Origin of the sequence: Streptomyces thermocarboxydovorans, assembly GCF_039524635.1 — a bacterium.
GTDB lineage: Bacteria > Actinomycetota > Actinomycetes > Streptomycetales > Streptomycetaceae > Streptomyces > Streptomyces thermocarboxydovorans.
The window spans coordinates 49,082-60,779 of sequence record NZ_BAAAGU010000012.1 but is presented as its reverse complement, the minus strand read 5'-3'; the positions used below and the strand labels follow the sequence as shown (position 1 = coordinate 60,779).

Sequence of the window (11,698 nt, the reverse complement as noted above, 5' to 3'; positions counted from 1 at the left end):
CAATCGCCTCACAAGTTCTTCGGAACATCTTCAGAACCGTCGCTCAGCGGTGACGGGGCGTCAGGGCCGGTCCGGGTCGGCCGTCGGGCGTCCGAGGCAGGTCACCGAGGCGTCCATGGGCACGTCGAGCACCTCGAAGCCCATCCGGTCGTAGAAGGTGCGGGCGGGCTTGTTCGCGTTGGCCATGACCAGATGGACGGCGGGCACTCCCCGGTCCCGCAGCGCGCGCAGGAAGGTGCGCATCAGCTCCCGGCCGAAGCCGCGGCCCTGCCACTCGGGCAGCAGGTCGATGTGCAGATGGGCGGGGTAGCCGGCCAGTTCGGGCAGGACCATGCGCTCGGGGTGGTGCAGCAGGCGGGCCATCACCTCGTCCGGGGTGCCCGGCTCCCCGGACGGCTCCGGGTACCGAGCGGCGACCAGCGGCAGCCAGGTGGTGCGGAACTCCTCGGCGAAGCGCGGAGTGTCCGCGGTGCCCAGGATGTAGCCGACCGCGCTGCCGGTGCCGTCGTCGAGCACGAAGGCGAGGTCCGGCTCCAGGTGGACGTAGGGTGCGGCGAAGGTGGCCGGGAGGATCGAGGGGTCGGCGTAGACCGGGCGGATGTCCAGGCCGTTGTGGGCGGTGCGGATGCAGATGTCGTCGAGGGCGTCCCGGTCCCCGGGGCGGTACGGGCGGATCGTCGGCGTGGAGATCATGTACGGAATGGTGCCCTCTTGGGAGCGCTCCCACAACCACTTTCGGGTGCGCTTCCGCTCGCGGGGTTGGCTCCGCCCGCTCCTGGTTACCCGGCGCTCATGAAGCTGCACTTGCCTGGCCGGAACGGCCAGAGGACGGACCAGACGACGGACGAGGCGCCGGCGGCCGGGGAACCGGGCCCGGACGCCGAGGTGGAGCGGGCGGCACCGGACACGCCCACCGGGCTGCCGAAGCAGTCGTGGGGTGCCGCGCTCAAGGGCAGTCTGCGGGAGTTCAAGGACGACCAGCTGACCGACCGGGCGGCGGCCCTCACCTACTACGGGGTGCTGTCGCTGTTCCCCGCGCTGCTGGTGCTGGTGTCGCTGCTGGGCATCGCCGGGAAGTCGGCGATCGACCGGGTGATGGAGCAGGTGCAGGACCTCGCGCCCGGCGCGGTGCGCGACATCCTCGCCCAGGCGGTCTCGCAGCTGCAGGGCGGGGCAGGTACCGGCTCGATCGTCGCGCTGGTCGGCCTGGTGCTGGCGGTGTGGTCGGCCTCGGGCTATGTGGCGGCGTTCATCCGCTCCGCCAACGCCGTCTACGACATCCCCGAGGGCCGTCCGGTGTGGAAGGTGCTGCCGGTGCGGGTCGGGCTGACGGTGGTGCTGATGGTGCTGGCGGTGATCAGCGCGCTGATCGTGGTGTTCACCGGTGACCTGGCCCGCCGTGCGGGCGATGTGCTCGGCCTGGGCGACACCGCCGTGACCGTGTGGTCGATCGCCAAGTGGCCGGTCCTGGTCCTGCTGGTGGTCCTGATGATCGCGCTGTTGTACTGGGCGGCACCCAACGCGAAGGTCAGGGGGTTCCGCTGGATCACCCCGGGCAGCTTCCTGGCCCTGCTGATCTGGCTGGTCGCCTCCGGGGGCTTCGCCGTGTACGTGGCCAACTTCGCCTCGTACAACAAGACCTACGGCACCATGGCCGGCGTCATCGTGTTCCTGGTGTGGCTGTGGATCAGCAATCTGGCGATCCTGCTGGGCCTGGAGTTCGACGCGGAGATCGCCCGCCAGCGCGCCATCGCCGGGGGCCATCCGCCCGAGGACGAGCCGTACACCCAGCCGCGCGACACACGGGCGTGGGACGAGCAGGACCGCCGGCGGATGGATTGACGCGCTTCCTCGCAGGCCCGCTGCTCACTCCATGAGCCCGTGCCTCGCAGGCCCGGTGCTCATTCCATGAGCCCGGCGGCGACGGTGGCGCCCAGCTCCCAGCAGCGCTCCAGCGCCTGCTTGTCGGGCGCTCCGGTGACGGTGACGGTGTCCGCGGCGCGGCGCCAGCCGAGGCCCGTGGTGACGGACTCGATGCCGCGCAGCGCCCCGGTGACGTCGCTGCCGCCGTGCACGAAGACGCCGAAGGGCCGGCCGCGGGTGGAGTCGAGGCAGGGGTAGTAGATCTGGTCGAAGAAGTGCTTCAGCGCCCCTGACATGTAGCCGAGGTTGGCGGGCGTGCCGAGGAGGTAGCCGTCGGCCTCCAGCACGTCGCTCGCGGTGGCGGCGAGCGCGGCCCGGCGCACGACCTCGACGTTCTCGATCTCGGGGGCGGTGGCGCCGTCGACGACGGCCTCGAACATCGCCTGGCAGTTGGGCGACGGCGTGTGATGGACGATCAGCAGTGTCGGCACACCCCGACCCTGCCGTGCGCTCCCGCCGCCGCGCAAGCCGCGCCCGCACCCGTACGGCCGGGCGGCGTTGTGGGGAGTGCACTGGGGTGGGACGATGCCCGCGCGTCGGAATGTCAGGACCGGGTACGACGGGGTGCGTAGTGGTCGATGAGGTGCGCAGGCCGCCCGCGGCGGTGGTGTTCGATGCGCTGGGCAGCCGGTACGAGAAGGCGTTCGCCTCCTCCGAGGCGCACCGCAGATCGCTGCGCTGGCTGACCGAACGGCTGCCGCCCGGCGCCCGGGTGCTGGACGTCGGCAGCGGTACGGGCCGGCCGACGGCCGCCACGCTCGCCAAGGAAGGTCACCGGGTGCTCGGGGTCGACGTGTCCCCGGTGATGGTGGAGACCGCCTCCCGTCAGGTGCCGGGGGCGGAGTTCGTGTGCGCGGACATCCACACGATGCCGCTGGAGGACGGCTCGTTCGACGCGGTCTGTGTCTACTTCTCGCTGCTGCAGATGTCGCGCGCCGAGCAGGCCGGGCTGGTGGAGCGGCTGGCGCGGGCGCTGCGGCCGGGCGGTCTGCTGGCGCTGGCCACCGTGCCGCTGGACGTGGAGGACTTCGACGGCGTCTTCATGGGGCAGCCGGTGCGGGTCACCAGCTTCGCCGCGCAGGACGTCGTCGCGGTGGTGCGGGCGGCGGGGCTGACGGTGGAGTCCCAGGAGAGCGTGATGTTCACGCCGGCCCATCCCGACGCCCGGCCCGAGCCGCACCTGTTCGTGCACGCCCGGCGTGCGGAGGGCACGGAGGCTTTGCGGACGGCCCTGACGGCACGCGGAGGGACTGACCGGGGCGGCGCGCTGGAGGGACTGACCGGGGCGGTGCGCGGAGGGACTGACCCGGGCCGGGCCCTCCGCCCGTGGCGGACGGGTCAGCCGGTCATCCGCTTGCGCCACATCGGTTCGACCCACTGCCACTCGGCCTCCCACTGGTCGAGGACGCGGCGCCGGATCCTCCTGCGCACCAGCCATCCGGCGCCCAGGATCAGCCCGCCGCAGGCGGCACCGACCGTGACGCCGCCCATGACGACCTGGAAGTGCGCCTCCACGCCCTCGGGGGGCTTGGTGACCAGCCGACCACTGCCGTCCGTCCAGACGGTGACGGTGCTGCCGGCCTTCCTGCCGGGCGGGACCTCGGCACGGCCCGTGTGCGTGGCGCCGTCCCGGTCGGTCCACCGGACGGTCGTCCAGACGCCGGCGCTGCCGTCGTCGGTGACGGGTGCGGGCACCGCGTCGGCGGTGCCCTTGGTCAGGACGGCGGTGACGGGCCGGGCCTCGGCCCGCCGGTCGGCGAGGGAGGAGCCGACGGCGCCGGCCGCCAGGAGGCCGACGCACACCGCGGTCAGCAGGGCGAGGACGTGGGTGGCGAGCTGCACCCAGGCCTCGGCGACGTCGCTGCGTCGCCGCAGCGGGTTCCGGCGCCAGCGCCACAGACGCTCCCTGCGGGGCCGTGCACCGGGTGTCCGCGCCATCGCGCTTCACCTCCTCGCATCGGGGGCGGAGGTCAGGACGTCTGCGTCTGCTGCACCGGGACGACCTCGTGCTGGGGCACACCGAGGACGACCTTGAGCGCGCCGGTCTCGGCGGCGTTGGCGAAGACGTCGTACGCCTCCTGCATGTGGTCCAGGGGGAAAGTGTGGGTGACCAGCGGTCCGGTGGGCAGCCGGCCGGCGGCCAGCATGCGCAGCAGGGTGGGCGTGGAGTGGGTGTCGACCAGGCCGGTGGTCACGGTGACGTTCTTGATCCACAGGCTCTCGAGGTGCAGCGTGGCGGGGGCGCCGTGCACACCGACGTTGGCCACGCGACCGCCCGGCCGCACCATGCGGGTGCACAGTTCGAAGGTCGCGGGTACGCCCACCGCCTCGACGACCACATCGGCGCCGAGCCCGTCGGTGAGGTCCTCGACCAGTTGCTCCGGACCCTCGCGGGCGTCGACGACGGCCTCCGCGCCGAGGTCGCGGGCGGCCTGCAGGCGGGGCGGTGCCAGGTCGACGGCGATGACGCGCTCGGGGGAGAAGAGGTGCGCCGTGGCGACGGCGGCGAGCCCCACCGGTCCGGCCCCGACCACCACGACGGTGTCGCCGGGCCGCACCTTTCCGTTGAGCACGCCGACCTCGTAGGCGGTGGGGAAGATGTCGGCCAGCAGTACGGCGTCCTCGTTGGCGACCGCGCCGGGCAGGGCGTGCACGGACAGGTCGGCGTAGGGGACGCGGACGTACTCGGCCTGGGTGCCGTTGATCAGATGGCCGAGGATCCAGCCTCCGCCGCCGCGGCACTGGCCGTACATGGCCTCGCGGCAGAAGCGGCAGCGGCCGCAGGCGGTGATGCAGGACACGAGCACGCGGTCTCCGGGACGTACGCTGCGCACGTCACCGCCGGTCTCGACGATCTCACCGACCGTCTCGTGTCCGAGGACGGTCCCCGGCTGCACCTCGGGCACGTCGCCCTTGAGGATGTGCAGGTCCGTGCCGCAGATGGTGACGGCGTCGACCCGCACGATCGCGTCGGTGGGCTCCTTGATGTCCGGATCGGGGACTTCTTCCCAGGCGGACTGCCCGGGGCCGTGGAAGACGTAGCCCTTCATGCCGTTCCTCACCCTTCTGCTCGCGGCGGGCCACGGCGTCGGGCGCTGCCGCGCCCGCCTGAGTCGGCGGGCCCGGGGAGGGGGTCCTGCGGCCCGCCCTGCATCTTCCAGTCTGGGCGAACGGCGGCGGTTCCGCGCGGGCCGGACGTCCCGGCAGGTTGGGCTGCCCGGACCCCTCGCGGGCTTCCCCGCCGGCTCCCTCGCGGACTCCCCCGCCGGACCCCTCGCGAGGGTGCCCTGACCGACCCTGCGCGGACTCCCCCGTCGGCCTCTTCTCGTGCTCCGCTACGGCACCACCGGGGGCGGGCGCTACGACACCACCGGGCCTACGACACCACCGGGCGGGCGATGCCGCTGTGCAGGAGGTGGCGGGCCTGCTGGGCGTGGGCGCCGAGGCGCAGCAGCAGGCGGGAGGCGGCCTCGTAGGCGTGACGGACGGCGGCCCGGCGTTCCAGGCGCGGGGCGAGGGCGGACAGGGTGATGGCAAGGGCGACGCCGGTCCAGGCGACCGGGCCGAGCGGGGTGCAGCCGAAGAAGTGGCTGACGCCGGGGGTCTGCACCAGGGCGGCGAGCACGGCGGCGGAGCCGAGTGCGGTCGTCCACACCAGCGGGCTGTGGCGGCGGCCGGAGAGGGTCTGCACGAGCTGGGCGCCGACCACGCCGCACAGCGCCATGGTGGTGGCACGGCGGTCGCTGCCGGGGGTGAGCCGGCCGACCAGGTAGGCGGCGACCGCGCCGAGGCAGGTGGTCACACCGCGTCGGCGGATGGCGCGCAGCAGCGGGGCGCCGAGCGCGTCGAGCCCCATGGGGCCGGTCGCGGCGTGCACGGCGGTCGCCGGGTCGTCGCTGGGGGTCACCGCCACGGCCATGGCGGGGAACATGTCGGTGAGCAGGTTGACCAGCAGCAGCTGCCGGGTGGACAGCGGCGAGGAACCGGCGAGCAGGGTGCCGAGCACGCTGAAGCCGACCTCGCCGGCGTTGCCGCCGATGAGGATGCTCACCGCGTCGGCGACGCTGCGCCACAGGGCCCGGCCCTCGGCCACGGCGTCGACCAGGACGGACAGGTCGGTGGTGGTCAGCACCAGGTCGGCGGCGTTGCGGGCGGCGGCCGAGCCGCGGGCCTCGATGCCGACGCCGACGTCGGCGGCGCGGATGGCGGCGGCGTCGTTGGCGCCGTCGCCGGCCATCGCCACCACCCGGCCGGCCTGTTGCAGCGCCTCCACCACGTGCAGCTTCTGCTCGGGCGCCACGCGGGCGACGACGCCCGCGCCGTGCAGGGCGCGGACCCGCTCGCGCCGGTCCATGGCGACCAGTTCGTCCCCGGTGACCACCTCGGTCTCCTCGGGCCAGCCCAGTTGCAGGGCGATGGCGCGGGCGGTCTCGGGGTGGTCGCCGGTGAGCATCACGGGCAGGATGCCGGAGCGCCGCAGCTCGGCCAGCAGGGCCTCGGAGGTGTCGCGGGGGACGTCGGCGAGGGCGACGAATCCCGCGAACTCCAGTCCGTCGAGGCCGCCTTCGAGTTCCTCGGCGGGGTCGCCGCCCCGGCAGGGGCGCCGGGCCACGGCGAGGACGCGCAGTCCCTGCGCGGCGAGGGCGTGGGCGGTCTCGGTGGCGTGGCCGGGCAGACCGGGGCAGGCGGGCAGGACGGCCTCGGGTGCGCCCTTGACCACCAGCAGCTCGCCTGAGTGCGCGGAGCCGGCGGACTCGTCCCGGCCGACGGCGGCGGCGTAGCCGCGGCTTGCCTCGAAGGCCAGTTCGCCGCTGGGCTTCCAGCCGTCGTCGGGCGGGGCGACGTCGAGGACGGCCTCGTCGGTGGCGTGCGCGACCTTGCGGCCCTGCCCGGTCTCCTCCTGCGGGCAGGCCCGCGCGGCCAGCCGGACGACGTCCACGGCGTCCCCGGCGCCGGGGTCGAGGACAGTGCCGTCGGCGGTGGCGACGCGGACCAGGCGCAGCCGGTTCTCGGTGAGGGTGCCGGTCTTGTCGAAGCAGACGGTGTCGACCCGGCCGAGCGCCTCCAGGGTGCGCGGGGTGCGCACCAGGACGCCGCGCCGGGACAGCCGCCGGGCGGCGGCCATCTGGGCGACGGTCGCGACCAGCGGCAGTCCCTCGGGCACGGCGGCGACGGCCACGGCGACGCCGCCGCTGACGGCCCGTCGGACCGGGCTGCCGCGCAGCAGGGACAGCCCGGTGACCAGGGCGCCGCCGGTGAAGCTGACCGGCAGGGCCTTGCGGGTGAGTTCCTGCAGCCGGGCCTGCACCCCGGCGGGCGGCGGGGTGCGCGAGGCCAGGGCGACGGCGCGCCCCGCCTCGGTGTGCTCGCCGGTGTCGACCACCAGTGCCGTGGCGTGGCCGGCGACGACGGTGGTGCCCTCGAAGACCATGCAGGTGCGCTGCGCCACCGGTGCGCCCGGTGTCGCCTCGACGGCCTTGGTGACCGGCAGCGACTCGCCGGTGAGGGCGGACTCGTCGACCTCCAGTCCCTCCGCCGCCAGCAGGCGGGCGTCCGCCGGTACGACGTCGCCGGCGGCCAGGCTGATCCGGTCCCCCGGCCGCAGCCGGGCCGCGTCGACGGTGACGGTGCGTCTGCGGTTCTCCTGCCGCCGGGCCTTGGGCTGCTGGCGGGCGGCGAGGCGGGCGAGCGCCTGCTCGGCGCGCAGCCGCTGCAGACCGCCCGCGACGGCGTTGATGTCCATGGCGCCGACCACCAGCAGGGCGTCCACCAGTGAGCCGAGCAGCGCGGAGGCGACGGCGCCGGTCGCCAGCACGGGAGTGAGCGGGTCGTCGAGTTCGCGCCGGACGGCTCCGGCGGCCTGCCAGGTCCAGCGGGCGGGGGCGGCCACGGGGGTGCGGGCGAGCCGTGCGGCGTGCTGCCGGGAGCGGTCGGCGAGCACGGCCAGTCCGTGCGGTTCCGCCTCGCCGCGGGCGCGGCGCAGCCGCTCGTGCGCCTCGTGGGGTTCCATGGCGTGCCACGGCACGTGGAGGTGGGGTTCGGGTGGGGTGGCGCGGGCCACGCGCAGCGCCTCGGTCCACCCGAAGTACAGGGCGGCGGCCGCGGCGACGTTGACCGGGGCGTGCCGGGTGAGCACACGCCACAGGCGGCCACGGGGCTTTCCGCCGCGGGCGACCAGCAGCCCGGACAGGGCCGCCCCGGCGCGGGCCAGGGTCTGGGAGCGGCGGCTCACCCGGCGGGCCGACGGGATCGCCCGGAGCAGCCGCCAGACGTCGGCGCTGCCGCCCGGGGTGAGGATGTCGGCGCCCCAGGGCACGGCCGAGCGGGCGTCGACGAGGGCGACGGCGACGTCCCCGGCGGGCAGTCCCTCGGCCACGCCGGGTGGGCTGCCCGGGGTGACGCGGGCGACGCTCACCACGATGTGCCCGTCGTTCTGCAGGGCCCGCACCACGTCGCCGAACGGCAGGTCGGCGGGGGCGATCTCGTCGGCCATGCGGGTGATGTCCTTCAGGTCCGGGCCGCCGGTGATCACCACGTGCAGGCCGGCCCGGCGGGCCGCGTCGAGGACGGCCTCGGCGAACGGCGCGACGGGGTCGACGAACGCCGCGGCCCGCTCGTCGTCGTCCGCGTCGGCGCGGGCCGCGGGGTTGCGCAGGGCGTCGGCGTGCAGCACCAGGCAGTCGGCGATCTCCAGCTGCCGCAGGCGTTCGTCGCTGCGCACCAGGACCCCGGACCGGGCGAGGTGGGTGCCGAGGCCGGTGAGGAAGGCGGCGGGGCCGTAGCGGGCGGCCTTGGGCGAGCCGGCCAGCACGGCCTCGGCGGCCTCCTGGGTGTCGTGGGTGACCAGCAGGGTGGCGGCGGCGCCGGCGAGGCTGCCGGTGCCGGCGTTGGCCGCGTACTCCTGGGCCGGGGTGACCCGCAGCGGCGGGCGGACGTGAGGCGGGCAGGGCAGGGCGGTGCCCTCGTCGCGGCACAGCCCGTCGTGCAGCGCCTCGAAGGCGGCGGCCCGGGCCACCGCCTCGGTGAGCTGCCCGGTGCGCAGCAGTCCGTCGAGGACCAGGGCGACGGGTGACTGGCCCGCGCCGTGGGCGGCGGCGTTGGCGGCGGCCAGGAGGAGTTCCCTGCCGCCGGCGCCGAACCGGCGGCGCAGCAGGGCCCGGAAGCGGGGGTTCTCGCGCAGCAGGCTGACGCTCGCGGTGACGGCCTTGGGGCTGGGCGGCAGGCGCAGCGCCCGTCCGGCCAGGAGGTCGGCCGCTCCGGCGGCGGCCACCAGCAGCGCGGCGGCGGCGATGCGCACCTCGCCGGGGTCGCCGGGGTGGGCGGCGTCCTCCTCGGCCTCGGGTCCGGCCTGCTCGGCCAGGCCGGCCTCGGCGGCGAGTTCGGCGGCCCGCCGGGCGACCCGGTCCCCGGCCGCGTCCTCGACCACGGTCACCACCAGCCGGGACAGCCCGCCGTCCCAGTACGCGGTGAGCACATCGGGGTGGTCGAGGAGTTCCGCGGCGACCTTGCGGGCTAGCGGGGCGACGCCGGTGCCCTCGGGGTGGTGCAGGGCGAGGTGGAGGCGCGGTCCGGCCCGCCAGTGGCGGCCGCCGCTCAGCGCGTTGCGGGCGACATGGCCGATGCGGCGCGTGGTGTCGTGGACGGACGTCAGGCCCTGGGCGGTGCTGCGGGCGGCGCCTGCGGCGGCCCCCGCCACCGCTCCCGCGAGGGGCGCGACATCGAGGCGAGTGAGCATCGTGAGGGTGTCCCTGGTCCTTGGCGTCAGCCGGAGTGCCGGTCGTCGCGGTGCCCGTCGCCGCGGTGCCCGTCACCGCCGTGCCCGTCGTGGCGGATCCGCTCGCCGGCGCCGGCGCCGTGCGGAGGGCGGGCGGCGTGCGCTGCGTGGTGCACGGTGGCCTCGGCGACCTTGCGCAGCGCGGCCGCGGTCTCGGTGTCGCCCACCTTGGCGGGCTGCTCGTGCACCTGGGGGGCGGCCGGCCCGGGCCGGTGCCTGGAGGAGGCCAGCCGGTCGCCGGGGCCTCGGTCGCCGGACGGCTCCGCTTCCGCTTCCGGGCCGGCGGGGGTGGTCGCGGCTGCCCCGGCGGCGTCGCGTTCGTGCTCCGCCGGCCGGGTGTCCTCAGCCGAGCCGGGCCGCGGCCGGGTGAACCAGGCGACGGCGGCCCCGGTCAGCGCCACCGGCCACTCGACGACACCGGCGACGCCGAGCGCTCCGGCCCCGGCGTAGACGGCGATGCGGCGGCCGCGGGGGGAGAGCGCGCCGATCCGGTCCAGGGCGGCCTCGGCCACCTTGCCCGCCTGGGCGGCGCCGGGCAGCTGCCGCAGCCCCGAGGCGACGGCCCGCAGCGGCTGGGGAAGCTCCGGCGTTCGAGACGTGTGCTGGGCCATGCCGACCTCCACGGGCGCGCCTGGGCGCCACATCGAGCGGTTTACCTGCTTTCGCCCATATTCAGGCGTGCGCGGCCGAAGCGCTTGCCCAGTACGCCCGAGCCGGGCGCCGCCGGCCGCGGGCGGGCGGTGCACCGCCGGGGCGTGCGTGCGCGGGGAGCGGGCATTCGAATGCGCGCAGCGTCCGGTGCGGCGAAGGGAGTGCCCATGCCGGAGAACAGTGAGGACACCGCCCGCGCCCGGCGTCCGGGCGTCCCGGGGCTCCGGCTGGCGGAGGACGCGCCCGGGCGGCCGACGGCGCCGTCGGCGCTGCGCGAGGCACCCGAGGCCGGGCTTCCCCGGGACGTCTCAGGGACCGGCTCGCCTCCGGCGAGCTGGGCGAGCTCGGCGTGCACATGGAACTGCGCGGCGACTCCGTGCTGGTCACCGGGACCGTCCCCTCGGCCGCGTGCCGCGAGGACGTGCTGCGCACCGTCCGCGAGGAACTGTCCGGGCTCGCGGTCCACTGCGACGTCGTGGCCGGCGAGACCTCGTCGCCCGACCACGCGGAGGAGCTGCCATGATCCGGATCGCCGCCGTCGGAGACATCCACATGGGGCCCGACAGCCGGGGCCGGCTGCGGCCCGCCTTCGACACCCCGCCCGACTGTGCCGATCTGCTGCTGCTCGCCGGGGACCTCACCCGGCACGGCACGCCCGAGGAGATGCGGGTCGTGGCCGACGAGATCCGGGGCCTTGCGGTGCCGGTGGTCGCCGTCCTCGGCAATCACGACCATCACGACGACCGCCCGGACGAGGTGTCGGACCTGCTGCGGGACGCCGGTGCCCAGGTGCTGGAGGGCGAGGGGACGGTGCTGCGGTGCGGTGACGCCCGCGTGGGGGTCGCCGGGACCAAGGGGTTCGGGGGCGGCTTCGTCGGGCGGTCGGCCGGGGAGTTCGGCGAGCCGGTGATGAAGGAGTTCGTGCGGCACTCGCGCCGCTGCGCCGACGGGCTGCGCACGGCCCTGGAGCGGCTGGCGGACGAGGGCTGCGACACCCGGATCGCGCTCACCCACTACTCCCCCGTCGCGGACACGCTGGCCGGTGAGCCACTGGAGATCTATCCGTTCCTCGGCAGCTATCTGCTGGCCGAGGCCATCGACACGGCCGGCGCGGATCTCGCGGTGCACGGGCACGCGCACGCCGGAACGGAGCACGGCATGACCGCCGGGGGCGTGAAGGTGCGCAATGTGGCGCAGCCGGTGATCGGCCGCGCCTTCCACGTCTACCATCTGCCGGCCCGCGAGCCGGTGAGAGCCGCGGCCCGCACGGACCGGGCCGGCTGACCCGCCTTCAGCCGCACTTCCCGCACTCCCCCAAGAGCGTCACCGGCCTCGCGCCGGTGGCGCTCT

At 75.6% G+C, this 11,698-nt stretch carries 8 protein-coding genes and 2 pseudogenes; 4 read left to right on the top strand and 6 right to left on the bottom strand.

The genetic code is table 11. The features are described from left to right. Positions 1-60 precede the first annotated feature (60 nt). Positions 61-693 (bottom strand): GNAT family N-acetyltransferase, encoded by a 633-nt coding sequence (locus tag ABD198_RS07795; RefSeq protein ID WP_343998803.1) that lies wholly within the window; start codon positions 691-693, stop codon positions 61-63. A 99-nt stretch (positions 694-792) separates the two neighbouring features. Between ABD198_RS07795 and ABD198_RS07790 the strand changes: the two genes are divergently transcribed. Then, positions 793-1,842: a YihY/virulence factor BrkB family protein gene (locus ABD198_RS07790; protein WP_343998802.1), complete on the top strand. Its 1,050-nt coding sequence runs from the start codon at positions 793-795 to the stop codon at positions 1,840-1,842. 59 nt (positions 1,843-1,901) lie between these two features. On the opposite strand, the gene ABD198_RS07785 is transcribed toward ABD198_RS07790, so the two are convergent. After that, a complete protein-coding gene (locus ABD198_RS07785) occupies positions 1,902-2,354 on the bottom strand; it encodes a flavodoxin family protein (protein WP_343998800.1) in 453 nt (150 codons plus the stop codon). A 110-nt stretch (positions 2,355-2,464) separates the two neighbouring features. On the opposite strand from ABD198_RS07785, the pseudogene ABD198_RS07780 reads away from it, so the two are divergent. Further along, positions 2,465-3,130 (top strand): annotated as a pseudogene (locus ABD198_RS07780) (class I SAM-dependent methyltransferase); the annotation flags it as partial. A 131-nt stretch (positions 3,131-3,261) separates the two neighbouring features. Here ABD198_RS07780 and ABD198_RS07775 read toward each other — a convergent pair. The 4 genes from ABD198_RS07775 to ABD198_RS07760 all read right to left on the bottom strand — a co-directional run bounded on the left by ABD198_RS07775 (position 3,262) and on the right by ABD198_RS07760 (position 10,308). Next, positions 3,262-3,861 carry an Rv1733c family protein gene (locus ABD198_RS07775; protein ID WP_343998798.1) on the bottom strand — a complete coding sequence of 200 codons (600 nt, stop codon included), beginning with the start codon at positions 3,859-3,861 and terminating at the stop codon, positions 3,262-3,264. 32 nt (positions 3,862-3,893) lie between these two features. After that, complete coding sequence (locus ABD198_RS07770) at positions 3,894-4,973, bottom strand: zinc-dependent alcohol dehydrogenase family protein (protein WP_343998796.1); 1,080 nt, start codon at positions 4,971-4,973, stop codon at positions 3,894-3,896. Positions 4,974-5,299: 326 nt separating this feature from the next. Further along, the gene (locus ABD198_RS07765) at positions 5,300-9,658 is read right to left on the bottom strand and encodes a cation-translocating P-type ATPase (protein WP_343998794.1); all 4,359 of its coding nucleotides are present in this window, start codon (positions 9,656-9,658) and stop codon (positions 5,300-5,302) included. A 26-nt stretch (positions 9,659-9,684) separates the two neighbouring features. Further along, positions 9,685-10,308, bottom strand: a complete 624-nt coding sequence (locus ABD198_RS07760; protein WP_343998792.1) for a hypothetical protein — start codon at positions 10,306-10,308, stop codon at positions 9,685-9,687. A 347-nt stretch (positions 10,309-10,655) separates the two neighbouring features. Here ABD198_RS07760 and ABD198_RS07755 point away from each other — a divergent pair. Beyond that, positions 10,656-10,871: pseudogene (locus tag ABD198_RS07755) on the top strand (hypothetical protein); the annotation flags it as partial. Continuing rightward, positions 10,868-11,632, top strand: a complete 765-nt coding sequence (locus ABD198_RS07750) for a metallophosphoesterase family protein (RefSeq protein ID WP_343998791.1) — start codon at positions 10,868-10,870, stop codon at positions 11,630-11,632. The pseudogene ABD198_RS07755 and the gene ABD198_RS07750, both read left to right, overlap by 4 nt. The last annotated feature ends 66 nt before the right edge of the window (positions 11,633-11,698 follow it).